This window comes from Cohnella rhizoplanae (assembly GCF_948329515.1).
Lineage (GTDB): Bacteria > Bacillota > Bacilli > Paenibacillales > Paenibacillaceae > Cohnella > Cohnella rhizoplanae.
The window spans coordinates 582,290-600,105 of the sequence record NZ_CAOJCN010000001.1 but is presented as its reverse complement, the minus strand read 5'-3'; the positions used below and the strand labels follow the sequence as shown (position 1 = coordinate 600,105).

At 59.7% G+C, this 17,816-nt stretch carries 16 protein-coding genes; all 16 read right to left on the bottom strand.

All coding sequences use genetic code 11. The features are described 5' to 3' along the window. Positions 1 to 9 precede the first annotated feature (9 nt). Positions 10 to 1,593 (bottom strand): flagellar basal-body MS-ring/collar protein FliF, encoded by a 1,584-nt coding sequence (fliF, locus tag PQG80_RS02685; protein WP_271749580.1) that lies wholly within the window; start codon positions 1,591 to 1,593, stop codon positions 10 to 12. Between the two features lie 44 nt (positions 1,594 to 1,637). After that, positions 1,638 to 1,952, bottom strand: a complete 315-nt coding sequence (gene fliE, locus PQG80_RS02680; RefSeq protein ID WP_271749579.1) for a flagellar hook-basal body complex protein FliE — start codon at positions 1,950 to 1,952, stop codon at positions 1,638 to 1,640. 60 nt (positions 1,953 to 2,012) lie between these two features. Beyond that, complete coding sequence (gene flgC / locus PQG80_RS02675) at positions 2,013 to 2,462, bottom strand: flagellar basal body rod protein FlgC (protein ID WP_271749578.1); 450 nt, start codon at positions 2,460 to 2,462, stop codon at positions 2,013 to 2,015. A gap of 49 nt (positions 2,463 to 2,511) precedes the next feature. Continuing rightward, the gene (gene flgB, locus PQG80_RS02670; protein WP_271749577.1) at positions 2,512 to 2,919 is read right to left on the bottom strand and encodes a flagellar basal body rod protein FlgB; all 408 of its coding nucleotides are present in this window, start codon (positions 2,917 to 2,919) and stop codon (positions 2,512 to 2,514) included. Positions 2,920 to 3,157: 238 nt separating this feature from the next. Beyond that, entirely contained in the window at positions 3,158 to 3,925 is a 768-nt protein-coding gene (codY, locus tag PQG80_RS02665) for a GTP-sensing pleiotropic transcriptional regulator CodY (RefSeq protein ID WP_271749576.1), read from the bottom strand. Between the two features lie 34 nt (positions 3,926 to 3,959). Further along, positions 3,960 to 5,354 carry an ATP-dependent protease ATPase subunit HslU gene (gene hslU, locus PQG80_RS02660; RefSeq protein ID WP_271749575.1) on the bottom strand — a complete coding sequence of 465 codons (1,395 nt, stop codon included), beginning with the start codon at positions 5,352 to 5,354 and terminating at the stop codon, positions 3,960 to 3,962. 23 nt (positions 5,355 to 5,377) lie between these two features. After that, the gene (gene hslV, locus PQG80_RS02655; protein ID WP_271749574.1) at positions 5,378 to 5,920 is read right to left on the bottom strand and encodes an ATP-dependent protease subunit HslV; all 543 of its coding nucleotides are present in this window, start codon (positions 5,918 to 5,920) and stop codon (positions 5,378 to 5,380) included. Between the two features lie 138 nt (positions 5,921 to 6,058). Beyond that, positions 6,059 to 7,387 carry an FADH(2)-oxidizing methylenetetrahydrofolate--tRNA-(uracil(54)-C(5))-methyltransferase TrmFO gene (trmFO, locus tag PQG80_RS02650; protein ID WP_271749573.1) on the bottom strand — a complete coding sequence of 443 codons (1,329 nt, stop codon included), beginning with the start codon at positions 7,385 to 7,387 and terminating at the stop codon, positions 6,059 to 6,061. A gap of 84 nt (positions 7,388 to 7,471) precedes the next feature. Beyond that, positions 7,472 to 9,568: a type I DNA topoisomerase gene (gene topA, locus PQG80_RS02645; protein WP_271749572.1), complete on the bottom strand. Its 2,097-nt coding sequence runs from the start codon at positions 9,566 to 9,568 to the stop codon at positions 7,472 to 7,474. 81 nt (positions 9,569 to 9,649) lie between these two features. Next, positions 9,650 to 10,744, bottom strand: coding sequence for a DNA-processing protein DprA (dprA, locus tag PQG80_RS02640; RefSeq protein WP_271749571.1), 1,095 nt, complete (start codon positions 10,742 to 10,744; stop codon positions 9,650 to 9,652). A gap of 106 nt (positions 10,745 to 10,850) precedes the next feature. Further along, on the bottom strand, positions 10,851 to 11,777 hold the full coding sequence (sucD, locus tag PQG80_RS02635; protein WP_271749570.1) for a succinate--CoA ligase subunit alpha: 927 nt from the start codon (positions 11,775 to 11,777) through the stop codon (positions 10,851 to 10,853). Between the two features lie 27 nt (positions 11,778 to 11,804). Beyond that, the gene (gene sucC / locus PQG80_RS02630; protein ID WP_271749569.1) at positions 11,805 to 12,965 is read right to left on the bottom strand and encodes an ADP-forming succinate--CoA ligase subunit beta; all 1,161 of its coding nucleotides are present in this window, start codon (positions 12,963 to 12,965) and stop codon (positions 11,805 to 11,807) included. Positions 12,966 to 13,197: 232 nt separating this feature from the next. After that, positions 13,198 to 14,886: a YifB family Mg chelatase-like AAA ATPase gene (locus tag PQG80_RS02625; RefSeq protein ID WP_271749568.1), complete on the bottom strand. Its 1,689-nt coding sequence runs from the start codon at positions 14,884 to 14,886 to the stop codon at positions 13,198 to 13,200. Between the two features lie 163 nt (positions 14,887 to 15,049). Continuing rightward, positions 15,050 to 15,445, bottom strand: coding sequence for a YraN family protein (locus tag PQG80_RS02620; RefSeq protein ID WP_271749567.1), 396 nt, complete (start codon positions 15,443 to 15,445; stop codon positions 15,050 to 15,052). Beyond that, on the bottom strand, positions 15,442 to 15,810 hold the full coding sequence (locus PQG80_RS02615) for an EscU/YscU/HrcU family type III secretion system export apparatus switch protein (protein ID WP_271749566.1): 369 nt from the start codon (positions 15,808 to 15,810) through the stop codon (positions 15,442 to 15,444). Before PQG80_RS02615 ends, PQG80_RS02620 begins: the two co-directional genes overlap by 4 nt. A 31-nt stretch (positions 15,811 to 15,841) precedes the next feature. Continuing rightward, positions 15,842 to 17,722 (bottom strand): hypothetical protein, encoded by a 1,881-nt coding sequence (locus tag PQG80_RS02610; protein WP_490036329.1) that lies wholly within the window; start codon positions 17,720 to 17,722, stop codon positions 15,842 to 15,844. Positions 17,723 to 17,816 lie beyond the last annotated feature (94 nt).

The following is a 17,816-nucleotide window of genomic DNA, read 5'->3' as shown; positions in this document are numbered from 1 at the left end:
ATGCCACCTCTATTCATCCACCAGCCACGTGCGCAAGAGATTGACGAATTCGTCCGGCTTGCGCTTGGCGAGCCCTTCGAGCTGCTTGCGCACCTGGCTCTCGTTCGTGACGCTCTCGATGTCGATCGTCGGCAGCTCCGAGCGCGGCGCTTCCAGCAGCTCTTGCGCGGCCGCAGCCTCGGCTTCCCTCGCGTTCTTGCGTCGACGGTAGACCATGTATCCCGCGCCGCCGAGCAGCGCCAGTGCGGCCACGCCGATTCCGGCCAACCACAGGGACGAAGCCGATACGCCTTCGCTTCCAGCCGATTCGTCGGAGAATTCCTGGGACACGACCGAAACGCGATTCGTCAGATCCGCGTCCGTAAGCGTCTGTCCCGAATCCGCCAGGAGAATCCTTACGTTGTTCCGCAGCATTTGCTCGAGCTGCGTTTGCTTCTCAGGCGTCATGACCGTCGAGTCGACCGCTACGCTGATCGCGAGATCTTTAACTTGATAAGGCGCGTACGCGATATTCGTTTTTTCCCGATTCGCTTCATAATTCGTCGTCGTACTCGAACTCTCCGAGCTCGCATTGCCGCTCGTGCCGCCGGACGGATAGTTTGGCACGTCCGTCGAGCCCGTACCGGCTACCCCGCCTGCCGTGCCCGTGCCGCCCGTCGTCGACTCGCTCTCGGTTTGCTCGCTGATAACCAAGCCTCTATTGTCATTGTTTTCGAGCGGCTTTACGAGATCCAATTGCGTTGATCTCTGATCGAAGTTAAGCGTAGACACGACGCTGACGACGAAGTTGTCCATTCCGACCGTCTTGGCCAGAATTTGCTGGATGTTCGTCTTCACGCTGCCCTCGTATTGCTTCTGAATCGCGAATTGCTCGTCAAGCGCAGATCCGCCTACGGCGCCCGTGCCGCCCAGCTTGGCCGACGGGGCAAGATCCCCTGTCGTGCTCGTGATTGTAATGCCGTCGTATTCAAGATTCGGGACCGAGGTCTTGACCAGCTTGTAGTAACTGTCGATCTCTTCTTGCTTAGGCCGATAACCCGGCTTGAACGTGATTTGTACGGAAGCCGTCGCCAGCTCTCTGTCCGAGTCGTTCAGAAATACCGATTCCTCGGGAAGATTGATCAGCACCTTCGCTTTTTTGACGCCCTGCATGCCTTGCAGCAGCTGCTGTACTTCCCCGTTCAACGCATTGCGGTACTTGACCTTGAATTCCTGGTCCGTCGTGCCGATCGTCGAGGAGGATTGGCTCAGTTCCTCGAACCCGATGCTTCCGTTCTGCATAAGCCCCTGCGAGCCGACGTCGACTCTGACCTTGTCTGCGGAAGCGCTCGGCACGGAGATGCTCGTACCGCCATCGCCGAGCTTGTAGGGAATGCCGCTGCCGTTCAGATATTCCATGATGGCGGCTGCGTCGCCGCTGTCCAGCTCCTGAAAAGCAAGCTCGTATTCGGTGCGCGTCAGCAAGTAAGAAATAAAAATGATGAAGATTAATAGAAATGCCGCGGACGAAGCTAAGATCCATTTTTGCTTTTTGCTATATTGATTCCAGAAGCCGGTCAGCTTCTCTCTCAAGCGGGCCCATCTTTCGTTCACAATTTCACCTCATCTGCGGACTGTGGATGCAAGTTCACTCCGAATTACATCTGCATCCGCATGACTTCCTGATAAGCCTCGACCACTTTGTTGCGAACTTGCGCGGTCATCTCAAGACTGAGCTCGGCTTTGGTGGAAGCGATCATGACATCGCTGACGTCTGCGTTGCCGACCAGAAACTGGTCCGTGACGGCATGCGAATTTTGCTCTTGGGCAGCGACGCTTTCGACGGCTTTCTTCAGAAAATCCGCAAAGCTCGCCGTCGCCTCCGAAGGCGTCGTCTGCGCTGGTGCATTTTGCAAAGGGGACAAGGATGCGGACGATATCCCGGAGGCGCCCAAAAGATTATTGATAATCATGTTTCAATCCATCCTCGCATGGGTAATAGGAATTATGGATACTGCGTTACATACATAATATTAAGTGGCCCGTCCGATTTCCAACGTTTTGGAGAACATCGATTTGCTGGCGTTAAGAGCGGTGACGCTGGCTTCATAGGAGCGCGTGGCCGAGATCATGTCGACCATTTCCTTCAATACGTCCACGTTCGGCATGCTCACCATACCGTTTGCGTCCGCATCGGGATGCGTAGGGTTATATACTTGTTTGAATGGGGTCTGGTCGTCTTTAATGGACGTGACTTTTACGCCCTGGGCGCCCGAGGCGTCGATTTTATCGTTCAACATATTTTTGAAAGTGGTGTCTACTGGCGCGACTTCGACCATTTTCCGGCGGTAAGGGACGAATCTGCCGTCTACGAAGGATGCGCGGGTCGTCTCCGCGTTCGCGATGTTGGACGAGATGACGTCCATTCGCAAACGCTGGGCGGTTAGAGCGGAAGCGCTAATATCGAAGCTTCCTAGAATCATTAATGCCCCTCCTTGTTTGGGTGATTAAAAATGGAAAAGATCCGTCTCATTATTTACCCATGCCTACGCGCATCATTTTCACATCATGATTGAGCTGTTGGATATATAAGGAATACCGCAGCTGATTTTCCGCAAGCTTGGTCATTTCGCTGTCGATATCTACGTTGTTCCCGCTGTTGTTGAATACCGTCGACTTGTCCGAGAGTACCTGCGCGTCCGGAATGGGGCCCGAGGCGCCGATCGCGATATGCCGCGTATCCGTTCTTTTGCCGATGATGGCGGACTGCCCGCCGCCGTTCATCGCCTGTCTGAGCAATTGCTCGAACTGGACGTCCGACCTCTTAAAATTAGGCGTATCGACATTAGCGACATTATTTTGCAGGACGCTTTGCCTCATCGAAGCCGCGTGCAGCGCGCCCTCGAGCCGCTGAAAGCTGGCGCCGCTCAGCATATCCATGTCCATACCCCCTTTATGAGAAATTTATTAAGTCTCTTTAATATAATAACTTCGATCCTCGATTCGAAATTCCTCTTTTTTTCGACAAACTATTCACAACAAGTGGAAATAAGTCGATATATAGGAGATTAAAAATTTCTAAGGATATCATCTATTAGCAGGCCTAATATGACAATAAGAAAAAAGCCCTAATCTTCAGAATGAAGATTAGGACTAAAATATATTTCTTTTGGGAATATCAGGTTTTTCTTGCCGCTAATTCAGGCAGCAGCTTCGGATTCATAATGCGAATGTAAGTCCCCTTCATGCCGAGCGACCGCGTTTCGATAACGCCGGCGCTCTCCAGCTTCCTAAGCGCGTTGACGATTACGGAGCGAGTGATCCCCGCCCGATCGGCGACTTTGGAAGCGACGAGAAGCCCCTCTTTGCCTTCTAATTCCTCAAAAATATGGTCGACCGCTTCTAACTCGCTGAACGATAGCGAGCTGACGGCGATCGCGACGACGGTCTTGCTGCGCGCCTCGAGTTCGGCTTCTTCCGCCCGCTCCCGCAGGATCTCCATGCCAATTATTGTCGATCCGTACTCAGCGAGAATCAAGTGATCGTCTCCAAACTCCCCGGCTTCTCTAGCAAGGACTATAGTCCCTAATCGATCGCCGCCTCCAATAATTGGAACGACCGTCACCCGGGTGCCTGCGAATGCGGCATCGACCGGCGCAAGCAGCGCGCTCGCGTCGATATCCACCGCGGTCTCGTCGATTCGGAGCAAGCGCCCGTTCGTTTCCGTCGGGAATCGGAATTCGTCCAGTCCCTCCGGTCTTAGCATCCATTCCTGAAAATGGGAGGGTAATGCGGCCCCCAAGATTTTGCCGCGCCTGCTGACGACGAACACGCCGCCCGTAAGCGTCTCCCGCAAGCCGTCCGCCATCTCGCGGAAACTCAGCGATTTGCCTGCCGCCTTTTGCAGCAGCGCGTTCAGCGTGCGGGTCTTTTCCAACAGCGTCATGACTGCTTCCTCCTGCCTGACCTATGCAACGTATCTACAATATATATTGACTTAAATCGCGGTTGCTGGCAATCGTGCCGAGCTTCTCGCGCACATACTCCGGCGTAATCTCCAGTCGCTCGAGCTGCAATTCGGGCGCTTCGAACGACAGATCTTCCAGCAGCTTCTCGAGCAGCGTATGAAGGCGCCGCGCGCCGATATTCTCGGTATTGCGGTTCACTTCTTGCGCCATGTTCGCGAGCTCCGCGATCGCTTCGGCCGTGAATTCCACTTCGATGCCTTCTGTACGCAGCAGCGCGGCGTATTGCTTGGTCAGCGCATTCTCGGGCTCGGTCAGGATGCGCACGAAGTCTTCGTCCGTCAAGCTGCTGAGCTCGACGCGGATCGGGAAGCGCCCCTGGAGCTCCGGGATCAGGTCGGACGGCTTGGAGACGTGGAAGGCGCCCGCGGCGATGAAGAGGATATAATCGGTTTTAACGGGACCGTACTTGGTTACGACCGTCGAGCCTTCTACGATAGGCAGGATGTCGCGCTGCACGCCCTCCCGGGACACGTCGGGGCCTTGGCCGCGGCCGTTGCTCGCGATCTTGTCGATCTCGTCGAGGAAGATGATGCCGGACTGCTCCGCGCGGCGTACCGATTCGGACACGACTTCGTCCATGTCGATCAGTTTGCCGGCTTCCTCCTGCACGAGCACCTTGCGGGCATCGCGGACGGACAGCTTGCGCTTTTTGCGTTTTTTGGGCATGAACTGGCTTAACATCTCCTGCATGTTCTGTCCCATCTGCTCCTGACCCGGCACGGAGAACATATCCATCATCGAAGGCGTCTGATCCTCCACCTCGACTTCTACGATCTCGGACTCCAGCTTGCCGCTCTCGATCTTCGACAAAATGTCGGCGCGCCTGTTCGTGAGCTCCGGGTCCACGGGTTCGGGTTCTTCCTGCTGCGCGTTCGCGTTGCCGCCGAACAGCATTTCGAGCGGATTGCGCGTCGGCTTGCCCTTGGCGGGGGAAGGCGCGAGCAGCGATGCGAGCCGCTCGTTGGCAGCCCGGACAGCCTTGTCTTTCACCGTCTCCGTGCGCTCTTCCTTCACCATGCGGATCGAGGTTTCCACAAGGTCCCGGATCATCGACTCGACATCGCGGCCCACGTACCCGACCTCGGTGAACTTCGTCGCTTCGAGCTTGATGAACGGCGCGTGCACGAGCTTTGCCAGCCTGCGAGCGATCTCCGTCTTGCCTACGCCCGTCGGTCCGATCATCAGGATGTTCTTGGGCACGACTTCGTCGCGAATCGCGTCGGGCAGCCTGCTCCTCCGGTATCGGTTGCGAAGCGCGACTGCGACCGATCGCTTCGCGGGCTTCTGTCCGACGATATATTTGTCCAGCTCGGCCACGATCTGCCGCGGGGTGAGTTGATCGTTCATCGTTATCCCTCCTTGAATCCGGCTCAAATCTCTTCCACGACGAGGTTGTCATTGGTGAATACGCAGATCTCGGATGCGATCTGGAGCGAATTGCGCGCGATCTCCGCGGCCGACAGCTGCGGAGCGTGACGCTTCAGCGCGCGGGCGGCCGACAGGGCGAAGCTGCCGCCCGATCCGATCGCCAGGATGCCGTCGTCGGGCTCGATGACCTCGCCGTTGCCCGACAGCAGCAGCATGCCGGTCGCGTCGACGACGAGCAGCATCGCCTCGAGACGGCGCAGCACGCGATCCGAGCGCCAGTCTTTTGCCAGCTCCACGGCCGCCCGCTGCAGGTTGCCGTGATGCTCCTCCAGTTTGCCTTCGAATTTCTCAAACAGGGTGATCGCGTCCGCGACCGATCCAGCGAAGCCGGCCAGCACCTGCCCCCGGTACAGCCGGCGCACCTTTTTGGCCGATGCCTTCATCACCATGCTGTTGCCGAACGTAACCTGGCCGTCTCCCGCGATGGCGCCTTTGCCGTTGTGCCGGACGGCGCATATGGTCGTAGCGTGGAACGTAGCGTTCATGCTTATTCCTCCTTCGATGCTTCATCCGCGAACCTGAGCGGTCCGCCTTGCTCACTGATGAGTCCCCGATCTGCCGACGCAATGGGCGGCAAAGAAGCGGCTAGCTGAAAATAAGCTGCCGCCGACTTCCCCGGCTGTCTATGAGCCGACAACCTGCCATTCCTCAGCGAACGCCCGGACCGCTTCAAGCGCGCGCTCCGCGATCGCCTCGTTCTTTTCTTTCTTGCTCTTTACTTTCTTGCCGAGCGGCGGGAACAGACCGAAGTTCGCGTTCATCGGCTGAAAATGGCGGAAGTCCGCCGTCGTAATGTAATGCGCCATGCCGCCGAGCGTCGTGTGCGCAGGCAGAGTCACGGGCTCGAGTCCGCGCGCGAGCCTGCCTGCATTCAGTCCCGCGACGAGACCCGAAGCGGCGGACTCGACATACCCTTCGACGCCCGTCATTTGTCCGGCAAAGAAAAGCGTCTCCCGTTCGCGGTATTGATAGGTTGGCCGCAGCAGCTTGGGAGAATTGATAAACGTATTGCGGTGCATTACCCCGTAACGCACGAACTCCGCATTCTCAAGTCCGGGAATGAGGGAAAATACGCGCTTCTGCTCGCCCCACTTGAGATGGGTCTGAAAGCCGACCAAATTGTAGAGCGTACCCGCCGCGTTGTCCTGCCGCAGCTGGATGACCGCATGCGGCAGCTTGCCCGTCCGCGGGTCTACAAGGCCAACGGGCTTCATCGGTCCGAACAGCACCGTTTGCTTGCCGCGCCCGGCCATCACTTCGATCGGCATGCAGCCTTCGAAGTACATTTCCTTCTCGAAGTCTTTGATCTCCGCCGTTTCCGCGGTCGTAAGCGCCTCGTAAAAGGCGTCGAACTGCTCCTCCGTCATCGGGCAGTTCAAATACGCCGCTTCACCCTTGTCGTACCGAGAGGCCAGGAACACTTTATCCATATCGATCGAGTCCTTCTCGACGATCGGCGCCGCCGCGTCGTAGAAGTAAAAATATTCTTCTCCGAATAAGTCTTTGATCTGAGCCGACAATCCCGGCGACGTCAGCGGTCCTGTAGCGATCACGACGATGCCGTCCTGGGGAATTTCCGGCAGCTCTTCGTTGACGACGGTGACGAGCGGATGCTCGCGCAAGCGGCTCGTTACTTCGCCGGAGAATCCCTCTCGATCGACGGCGAGCGCCCCGCCCGCAGGGACGGCGTGCCGGTCCGCCGCAGATAGGATTAGAGATTGCAGTATGCGCATTTCCTCTTTGAGAACGCCGACCGCGTTGGTCAGCCCGTTGGCTCTTAAACTGTTGCTGCATACGAGCTCCGCGAAGCGGTCCGTGTGATGGGCAGGCGTCTTGCGGACGGGCCTCATCTCGTAGAGCGTGACAGGCACCCCTTGGGAAGCGATCTGCCAGGCCGCTTCGCTGCCGGCAAGCCCCGCCCCGACGACCGTCACGGCTGGATATGTATTCACGTTCATTGACCTCCTGCGATGCGAAAATGCAATTCGGCTCTCTCGACCGGCAAGGCATGCTTGCGATCTCGAGAGCCGTCTTTGTCAGTCGTATGCTTCTTCGAGCTCCGCCGCTTCTTCCTGATGCGTGCATGCGGTGCAATGCCACTCCGTCTGTCCGCGAACGCGCTTCTCGACCATCATGCCGCCGCACTCCGGACACGGCTTGGGCACCGGTTTGTCCCACGAGACGAAGTCGCATTCCGGGTACTGGTCGCAGCCGTAGAACATGCGTCCCTTTTTGCTTCGCCTCTCGACGACCTGCCCGGTTTTGCATTTCGGGCAAGTGACGCCGGTCGCTTTGACGATCGGCTTCGTGTTGCGGCATTCAGGAAACCCCGAGCATGCGAGGAATTTGCCGAACCGCCCCATTTTGTAAACCATCTGGCTGCCGCATTTCTCGCAGACTTCGTCGGAAGGTTCGTCCTTGATTTCGATTTCTTTCATTTCTTCCTCGGCCACTTCAAGCCGCTTCTCGAACGACTTGTAGAACTCGCCGATGACGTCTACCCAATCTTCCTTGCCGTCCTCGACATGGTCCAAGTCGCCTTCCATGTGCGCCGTGAACTCTGCGTCCAGAATCTCGGGGAAGAACTCCTCCATGAGTTGGATGACGAGTTCGCCGAGCTCCGTCGGGAAAAACTTTTTCTCTTCGATCGCGACATAATTGCGCTTCTGGATCGTCTCGAGCGTCGGTGCGTAAGTACTCGGACGTCCGATGCCCAGTTCCTCGAGCGCCTTCACAAGCCGTGCTTCGGTATACCGCGGGGGCGGCTGCGTGAAGTGCTGCTTCGGATCGACGGACTCGGTCTGAACCTGGTCCCCTGTCGTCAATGCCGGCAACAGGCGCTCTTCATCCGCGGTGTCGTCGTCGCTGCCTTCGACGTATACCTTCATGAATCCGGCGAACTTCAGCTTGGAGCCGGCCGCGCGGAATGTGGCTTCGCCGTTGATGAGATCGACCGTCATCGTATCGAGTACTGCGGATGCCATCTGACTGGCGACGAAGCGCTCCCATACGAGCTTATACAGCCGCAGCTGGTCGCGCGAAAGGTATTGCTTGACCTCTTCCGGCGTCCGAAGCACGGACGTCGGCCGGATCGCTTCATGCGCGTCCTGAGCGTTGGCATTTTTTTTCAAGTAGACGCGCGGCGTCTCCGGATAATAGCTTGCGCCGTATTTTTCCTCGATGAAGCCTTTGGCTTCTTCTTGGGCGATGGGCGAGATCCGCGTCGAATCCGTACGCATGTACGTGATCAGACCGACCGTACCTTCCGATCCGATATCGACGCCTTCGTACAACTGCTGGGCGACCTGCATCGTCTTGGATGCGCGGAAATTCAGCTTGCGCGCTGCCTCTTGCTGCAGCGAGCTTGTTATAAACGGCGGCGATGGGTTGCGCTGCCGCTCCTTTTCCTTAATCTCTCCGACGGTGAACGGACGGTCTCCGATCTTCTCGAGCACTCTAGCGACGTCGGATTCGGTATGAAGGTCGCTCTTGTCGCCCGCCAGCGAATGGAACTTCGCTTCGAAGGCCGCAGCGCCTTGCTTAAGGTGCGCGGTGATGCTCCAATATTCGACCGGCTCGAATACCTTGATCTCGTTTTCCCGGTCCATGATGAGCTTGACGGCCACGGATTGAACACGTCCGGCGCTCAAGCCCTTCTTCACTTTTTTCCACAATAACGGGCTGATCTTGTAACCGACGAGCCGGTCCAGCACTCGCCTGGCCTGCTGTGCGTTAACGAGATCCATATTGATCGGTCGGGGCGTCTTGAACGCGTCCTTGACGGCCTGCTTCGTGATCTCATTAAATACGACGCGGCATGCGTCTTTTTCGTTCAATTCCAGGTAATGCGCCAGATGCCAAGCGATCGCTTCGCCTTCGCGATCGGGGTCGGCCGCGAGATAGACGCGCTTCACGCGCTTGCTGGCATCCTTCAACTCTTTCAAGACGCTTCCTTTGCCTCTGATCGTAATATATTTCGGTTGAAAATCGTTATCCACTTCTACGCCGATCTGACTCTTCGGCAAATCGCGGATATGCCCCATGGATGCCTTGACGATATATTTGCTGCCTAAATACTTGCCGATCGTCTTGGCCTTAGCCGGGGATTCTACGATTACGAGGGAATCCGCCACGTCAAAACCTCCTCTCCTACGGTCAACGGGCCCTTGACGCGGATCGCCGTCCGAAGGAAGATCGGGGTCGACGGGCCTCGCTCACAGGGCTATATATACGGAACCGGGCTGCTGGTGAATTCGTTGCTTTATTTGTAAAGATATCAGAACCGCGTGTAAAAGTCCAAACGTCAGCCCGCTGCGATGGCACAGTTCCTCTGCCGAAGCCGGTCCGTCCGCGAGCAAACGGTATATTTTCGCCTCCTGCTCGGTCAATTCGGGATCGCCGTAAGAAGGCATCTCCGGAATTCGTACGCCGCCCAAATAACGGCGATACTGCTTAATGACATCCTCCGCATCCAACACCTGGGCGGCAACGCCGTCCCGCAGCAGCTCCAGCGTGCCGCGGCTGCGGGGAGAACTGATCGGCCCCGGCACTGCAAAAACGTCGCGGTTCTCCCTGATCGCTTCGTCCGCCGTAAGAAGCGCTCCGCTCCGCGAAGCAGCCTCCACGACCACGACGCCGAGCGACAAGCCCGCAATGATCCGATTGCGCATCGGGAACATTCCAGGATGAATCGGCACGTCCGGCGGCGTGATCGAGACGATTAAGCCTTCCTCCGCTATGCGCCGGTAGAGCATCCGGTTCTCCGGCGGGTAGATCACGTCCGCCGGAGAACCGAGTACGGCGACCGTGCCGCCGTCACCGCGCAAAGCTCCCGCATGCGCTGCCGCGTCTATACCTTTGGCCATTCCGCTCGTCACCGTGAGTCCCGCATGGCTGAATGCAGCCGACAAATCCTCGGCAGCCCGCTTGCCATAGATCGTCGCATTGCGCGTGCCCACGACGGCGATCTGCGGCCTGGCAAGCAATTCCAGTCGACCAATATAATAGAGCACCCAAGGCGGTCTGTAAATATGGCGCAGCATTTCCGGATAATCAAGGTCCATTTCCGTAACGACGGATATCCCGCTTTTGGCCCACCTGGCGCGCCGCTGCTCCATTCGCCGGTCCTCGAGACTGGCGGTCACCGCCTCGGCTCGCCTAACCGACAACCCTAGCTCCCTCCAGTCGGCCGGTCTGCGAAGCTTCGCCCCCTTTAATCCGTCTTTCGCCATGATCGTGCGGATCGTCTCCCACCCGACGCCTTCCGTCTCGTGAAGCGCCGCCAGCATATCCCGCATCTGTTCGTGCATTCCGAATCCCCTCTCCGTTCATGAAAACGCAAAACAGCCTTCCACACTCCGTAAGGAGCGCGGAAGGCTGCCTGCCTATCCGATAATCGCGTCTTCAGTTAAACGATTAGCTCTTGCACTTTTCCAGCATGCCGCGTTCTTCGAGGACCGCAACCAACGTCGCGCCCATGTCGGACGGCGTCGGAGCGACACGAATGCCGCACTCTTCCAGTACCTTGATCTTCTCCGCAGCCGTACCCTTGCCGCCGGAGATGATCGCGCCTGCATGTCCCATGCGCTTGCCGGCCGGAGCCGTCGCTCCGCCGATAAAGCCGACGACGGGTTTTGTCATGTTGGCTTTGACCCACTCGGCCGCTTCTTCTTCGGCCGTGCCGCCGATTTCGCCGATCATAATGACCGCGTACGTGTCCGGGTCTTCATTAAACAGGTTCAAAATATCGATGAACTCCGAGCCCTTGACCGGGTCTCCGCCGATGCCGACAGCGGACGATTGGCCGATGCCGCGAGTCGTCAACTGATGGACGGCTTCGTAAGTCAGCGTACCCGAACGGGATACGACGCCTACATGGCCTTTTTTATGGATATATCCCGGCATGATGCCGATCTTGATCTCGTCCGGCGTGATGACGCCCGGGCAGTTCGGTCCGATCAGGCGCGTTTTCTTGCCTTCCATATAACGCATGACCCTGACCATGTCGAGCACCGGAATGCCTTCGGTGATACAGATGACGAGGTCCAGCTCGGCATCGACGGCCTCGATGATCGAATCTGCCGCGAATGGAGGCGCGACGTAGATGACGGACGCGGTAGCGCCCGTCTCCGCGACGGCTTCCCGAACCGTATTGAAGATCGGCAGGGTAACCTTGGTGCCGTTTTCCAGATCAAAATCGATCGTTTGGCCGCCCTTGCCCGGCGTAACGCCGCCGACCATCTGCGTGCCGTAATCAAGCGCGCCTTTGGCGTGGAATGCGCCGGTCGCCCCCGTAATGCCTTGGGTAATGACTTTCGTATTTTTATCGATCAAGATGCTCATGACTTCACACTCCCCGGTTCTCCCTGATTATTTCACCAGCGCGACGATCTTCTGGGCGCCGTCCGACATCGAATCCGCGGCCACGATGTTGAGGCCGGAGTTGTTCAAAATTTCCTTGCCGAGCTTGACGTTCGTGCCTTCGAGGCGGACGACGAGGGGCTTGTCGAGACCCAGCTCGCGCGCAGCCGCGACGACGCCTTCGGCAATGATGTCGCACTTCATGATGCCGCCGAAGATGTTGACGAAAATGCCCTTCACGTTCGCGTCGGACAAAATGATCTTGAACGCCTCGGTAACCTTCTCCTTCGTGGCGCCGCCGCCGACGTCGAGGAAGTTAGCCGGTTCGCCGCCGAAGTACTTGATGATGTCCATCGTGGCCATGGCAAGACCCGCGCCGTTGACCATGCAACCGATGTTGCCGTCGAGCGCGATATAAGACAAATCGTATTTGGAAGCCTGGATTTCCTTGTCGTCTTCTTCGTCCAAGTCGCGGAGCTCCAAGATATCCTTGTGACGGAACAGCGCGTTGGAATCGAAGTTGAGCTTGGCGTCAAGCGCCATGACGTCGCCGCCGCCGGTAACGACCAGGGGGTTGATCTCCGCGATGGAGCAGTCCTTGTCCACGAACGCTTGATACAGCGACAGCATGAACTTCGCGGCTTTGTTCACGAGCTCGTTCGGAATGTTGATGGCATATGCGATGCGGCGCGCCTGGAATGTCTGCAGACCGATCGCCGGATCGACGACTTCCTTGATGATCTTCTCCGGAGAATGCGCGGCCACTTCCTCGATCTCGGTGCCGCCCTCTTCGGATGCCATCAGAACGACGCGTCCGGTGCCCCGGTCTACGACCAGGCCGACGTAATATTCCTTTTTGATGTCGCAGCCTTCTTCGATCAGAAGACGCTTGACTTCCTTGCCCTCAGGACCGGTCTGGTGCGTGACCAGAACCTTGCCGAGAATGTCGGAGGCGTACTGGCGAACCTCGTCGAGGTTTTTGGCTACCTTGACGCCGCCGGCCTTGCCGCGTCCGCCTGCATGGATTTGCGCTTTGACGACAGAAACGCTTGTGCCGAGCTCTTCGGCAGCCTTGACCGCTTCGTCGACCGTAAACGCGACCTTGCCGCGAGGTACGGCGACGCCGTACTGTCTCAAGACTTCCTTGCCTTGATACTCATGAATATTCATGGCCCTGCATCCTCCCGTTTAAAACGCATCGTAACAACCTTTTGGGCGCTTCGAACAAGCACCAAACCTAACCCATTGTATCACTTTTTTTCTTGCCGTTCCTCTGTTTTTCATCAAATTATTAGATGACTTTGGCAACGATTTCATCTAAAAGGGAGAACGGATGGACGCTTCTCTCCTTAGAATATCCCAAAGTTAGCCTGTGGCATGCATCCCTCGGAATGCGCGCAGCCTAAAGAATGCCTCCGATTCTAGGCTTTACGCGGGACTCCGCAGGCAGCGGTTTAGCATGGTTCGCACGCCCCGTGCTCTCGCGTTGCGCCGACGCGGCATCTTCATTGTTACCCTTCGCTTGGTCCGGCCGTTCGCCGCGTTCCGGCGTCCCGAAGCTAGGCGTTTGCCTGTCCAGCGAGCGGTATTGGACGGCTTCCGCGACATGCTCGAGCAGCACGTCGTCGCTGTCCGCCAGATCCGCGATCGTACGGGACAACTTCAATATCCGATCGTGGGCGCGATAGCTGAGCCCGAGTCTGCTGTACATGCCCGTCAGCAGCGATTCGGCATCGCTGGCCAGGCGCGCGTGTACGGCCAGCATGCCGCCGGAGAGCTCGCTGTTCCAGCGTATGCCCGCATCCGCGTAACGCCTGCTCTGCCTCGCATAGGCGACGCCCAGCATGTCTCTCGCATCCGCCGAGCTCAGGCTGCCGGCCCGAAAACTGATAGGCTGCCTGGGCAGTTCGACCTGGAGATCGATCCGATCCGCCAGCGGACCCGACATTCTGGCGCGGTAGCGGGCCAGAGAGCCGACCGAGCATGTACACGGCTGCTCGCTCTCGTCGCCGCCCCAGTATCCGCAAGCGCATGGATTCATCGCCGCGGCCAGCATGAAGCCGGCTGGGAAGCGCGTTACGCCACGCGCCCTGCCGATCGTAACGTGACGATCCTCCAGCGGCTGCCGGAGCGACTCGAGCGCGCTTCGCCCGAACTCCGGCAGCTCGTCCAGAAAAAGCACGCCCCGGTGCGCGAGCGTCACCTCCCCGGGCTTCGGCACGGGACCGCCGCCGATCAATCCCGAGGTCGAGATCGTATGGTGGGGCGATCGGAAGGGGCGCTCCCGGATCAGGCCGGCGCGGGCGCCCGGAAATTTGCCGCTCACGCTATAGATCTTAGTCACCTCCAGCGCCTCCTCGTCGGCAAGGGGCGGCAGAAGCGATGGCAGCCTCCGGCACAGCATCGTCTTGCCCGTGCCGGGCGGACCGATGAACAATAGGTTGTGCATGCCCGCTGCCGCGATGAGCAGCGCCCGCTTACCTTGCAGCTGGCCGGTGACGTCCGCCAGATCGGGCGCCGCTCCCGGCGACGGTCCGCGTCCACGTTCATCCACGCTCGACGCCTCGATCTTCTCCGCCGATCGCATGCTTCTGCCGCGAATCCAGTCCGACAGCGACCCGACGGATACGACTTCGATTCCCTCGATCAGTCCGGCCTCGTGCGCGCTGGCTGGCGGTACGTAAACTCGCTGAAGCCCTTCCGATCTCGCGCGCTCCGCCATCGCCAATACGCCGGGCACCGCCTTCACCTCCCCGTTGAGCGAGAGTTCCCCGATGATGAGGGCGCCGGCCAGCGCATCAGCATGCATCTGGCCGCTGGCGCACAGGATGCCCGCGGCGATCGCCAGATCGAACGCGCTGCCTTGCTTGCGCATATCTGCCGGCGCCAGGTTGACCGTAATGCGGTCGAGCGGAAATTTCATTCCTGCATTCTGAATAGCCGCGCGCGCGCGGTCGATCGACTCGCGAACGGCGGGATCGGGCAATCCGACCACGTGAACTTGCGGCAGACCCGCTGATATGTCGACTTCTACCTCGATGAGCCTGCCTTCGACCCCGAAAACGATGGCGCTGAGCAGCTTGCAATACATACAAAAATACACCTTCCCTCCGCAACGGATATTCGTCGCCGGAGCAAGGTGCTTCCCTGCATTCCGTATCATTTAAGCTATAAAGTCAGTCTAAAGTCGCGGCAGCCGCTTGTCAACCTTCCAGGTTGCCGGAAATGTAGTTGCTCTATTCTTATATTACACTTCAAAATGCCCCTGGAAGATGTCTAATCTCCGTAAAACTGCCCATGCCGTCGTAAGTCACTGCGACGACGTCAAACCTGACTCTTGCGCCCTCCAGCCCGGCGAAGCGCAAATATACCTGCGCCGTCGCCCGAACCTGCGCGCACTTGCGCGGCGTGACCGCCTCTACGGCGGAGCCGAAACGTCCGCTTGCCCTTCGCGATCGCACTTCTACGATGACGTTCACTTCGCCGTCCGCCGCGATCAAGTCCAGTTCTCCGGTTCGGCAGCGCCAGTTCCGTTCGCGGATCGTATACCCTTTTCGCAGCAAATACGCTGCCGCTGCCGCTTCGGCGGCGTCTCCGCGCATTTTGCGTTCGTCCGGCCGTCTACGATCCGGTGTAGGTCCATCCGTCAACTCCGATCGCCTCCGTCCCTCGAGCCCGCACGCTTGTCCGAACGGTAAACGAAGCTCAGCACCTCAGCGACGAGCTGGTACAGCTCCGGCGGAATCTCCTGCTCCAGATCGAGCTTGGACAGCACCTCCACCAGCGACGCATCCTCCTGGACGGGAACGCCGTTCTCCGCCGCGCGCTTCAATATCTCGTCGGCGACGGCCCCCTTGCCCTTGGCGACGACGACAGGCGCCGACCGCGCCTCGGGATTGTATTTCAGCGCGACGGCCTTGCGCGGCACGTATCGTTCGCCTCTGCCTCCGTCTCGGGCGGCGTCCGCGCGGTCGCCGTCGTCACCCTGACGGCGGCTCTCCCTCGGTCGATCCATATGCATCCCACCTTGCGCTTCAAAATGTCCTTTACGCCCGATAATCGATGCCTTTGTACGGCTTGGCCGCATACGCGCCCTGCGCGGGTGCCGCGCTCGCTTCCGGCGCCCCCGCTTCGGCGGCGGTTCCCGCCGGATATGGCGCGGCCGTCAAAGACATGAGCTTGTAGCCCGCCGAGCCGAGACCTTCGGCGGCTTCTTCTCTTGCTCCCTCGATCAACTCGGCCACTTCGGGTCTATCGTTCAGCAGACGAAGCGACACCGACTTGTCTACCACCTGGACGTCCACTATGGTTCGCCCCATATAGCGCATGTCGAGATCGAACAGCAGCCTGCAATTGTCCGCGTCCCATTCGCCCCGCCGTCCCCGGCGCGCTTCGATATGAACCTTGGCAGTCGTATCCCCGTCCTTGCCCTTCATCGGGACGAAAAGCGTCATATGGCTCATCATGGCCGTATTTTGACGCTCGGCCGACAGCAGCAGCTGCTGTCCGGTGATCTGCTGCACTAGGTTTTGCGCGGCTTCGCGCAGCGACGGCGGAGCGTCCTCCATCGCCGAGAGACCGAGGAGGGCGCTCTTGAGCGAGTCCGTCTGCTCAGCGCCCATGCCATCGGCAAAAGGCCCGGCGGGCGCTTGGGCACCGCCTTGCAGCTCGGACCAAACGCCGCTCTTGAGCGCGATATGCTCGTGGCTCGCGCCAAGCGCGCTTAGCAGCCTCCCGATCCATGGGGCGTCGTCTGCCGGCTTGCCCGCCGCGGCGGCCGCCGCTCCCGAAGCATCGCCCGCCGCCCGACGGGGAGCGGACGGCGCATCCGCGTCCTCAGTCAGAGAGGCGCGCATCGCGCCCCCCATCGCATCGCGCGGAGGCGTGCCCGCATCGCGCGGAGGTCCCGCAGCCGCAGCGATGTCGCGCCGCGCAGTCGCCTCGGCGGATGCGCCTTGACCCTGCGCGCCTTTAACGGACTGCGCCTGCTCCGGCGCCTCACCCGGCACCGCCGCCTCGCCGCGGACCGCATCGCTCGCGCCGCCCGCACCGATCGCACGGCCCGCCTCGCTCCCCCGGATCGCGGCCGCCCCTGGCGCCTGCCCCGGACCCGCCTGCTCTCGCTCAGCCATCCCGCGCGCCGCGAGAGACGGCGCCTCGGCGTCCAGCTTCACGGCCCTGCCGGTGCCCGCGCCTTCGGCAGCGGCCCCGCCGCCGGCGGCGCCATCGCCCGGCTCGACATCCGCCGCGCCGCCGATCAGCGCGGATACCTCGCGCAGCAGCTGCAACGCACGCCTGGCCCCCTCGGCCACCTCAGGCTTGGCCGACGAATTCGCCGCCGCAGCTTCAGCTTGCTCCGCCATCGCCGACAGCTGCTCGTGCAACGGCGCTCCGTACAGCGCCTGCCGGAGCGAACCGATGGTCGCCTCCGTCGGTTGCAGCCCGCGCCTGAACACAACGCCGGCCGCGCTCATCCATTCCTGCGCGTCCGAGCCCGGCGGCATGGCTGCGGCCGCCTGCTTGAACCAGTCGGCGGTCTCTCGCGCGACGGGATAGCCGTCGCGCGAGAGACCGCGCAGCAGCTCCCGGCTCCACGCCTGTTCAGGCAGGCCGAACGCTTTTACGCCTTCCCGGCCGAGCAGCTCTGCTGCAGCGCCCGCCTGCGTGGCGTCCGCCAGCGGCTGAAGGGAGATTAGCCCCGATGCGGATTCAGGCCGCACCTGCAGCAGCGTGCTCTGCCCGACGGACATGGGCGCCTCGAGCCTGGCACGGACCGGCACGCCGTTGATGTTCATCAGCGCGTCTTGACCCTCCAGGATCTCGACGAGGACGCCTCGCACGATCTGGCCGATACGGAGCTCGAGCGCCTTGACGTCCGCGGGCTGGCTGTCCTTGGTCAGCGCCCGCATGAGCGAACCGATGTTCATGTCCACGATGACCGTCTCCTCCCGCTCCCCCGTCCGCGAAGACTCCGCGGCACGGCTTACTTATGTATGCTATATCGGATGCGGATCGACATTC

Excerpts from the sequence above, each read along its gene's own strand:
- PQG80_RS02610 (WP_490036329.1), bottom strand. The coding sequence starts at position 17,722 with ATGAACATCGGTTCGCTCATGCGGGCGCTGACCAAGGACAGCCAGCCC.
- sucC (WP_271749569.1), bottom strand. The coding sequence starts at position 12,965 with ATGAATATTCATGAGTATCAAGGCAAGGAAGTCTTGAGACAGTACGGC.
- PQG80_RS02625 (WP_271749568.1), bottom strand. The coding sequence starts at position 14,886 with ATGTATTGCAAGCTGCTCAGCGCCATCGTTTTCGGGGTCGAAGGCAGG.
- dprA (WP_271749571.1), bottom strand. The coding sequence starts at position 10,744 with ATGCACGAACAGATGCGGGATATGCTGGCGGCGCTTCACGAGACGGAA.
- flgB (WP_271749577.1), bottom strand. The coding sequence starts at position 2,919 with ATGGATATGCTGAGCGGCGCCAGCTTTCAGCGGCTCGAGGGCGCGCTG.
- codY (WP_271749576.1), bottom strand. The coding sequence starts at position 3,925 with ATGACGCTGTTGGAAAAGACCCGCACGCTGAACGCGCTGCTGCAAAAG.
- fliE (WP_271749579.1), bottom strand. The coding sequence starts at position 1,952 with ATGATTATCAATAATCTTTTGGGCGCCTCCGGGATATCGTCCGCATCC.
- PQG80_RS02615 (WP_271749566.1), bottom strand. The coding sequence starts at position 15,810 with ATGGATCGACCGAGGGAGAGCCGCCGTCAGGGTGACGACGGCGACCGC.
- hslV (WP_271749574.1), bottom strand. The coding sequence starts at position 5,920 with ATGAACGCTACGTTCCACGCTACGACCATATGCGCCGTCCGGCACAAC.
- flgC (WP_271749578.1), bottom strand. The coding sequence starts at position 2,462 with ATGATTCTAGGAAGCTTCGATATTAGCGCTTCCGCTCTAACCGCCCAG.
- hslU (WP_271749575.1), bottom strand. The coding sequence starts at position 5,354 with ATGAACGATCAACTCACCCCGCGGCAGATCGTGGCCGAGCTGGACAAA.
- sucD (WP_271749570.1), bottom strand. The coding sequence starts at position 11,777 with ATGAGCATCTTGATCGATAAAAATACGAAAGTCATTACCCAAGGCATT.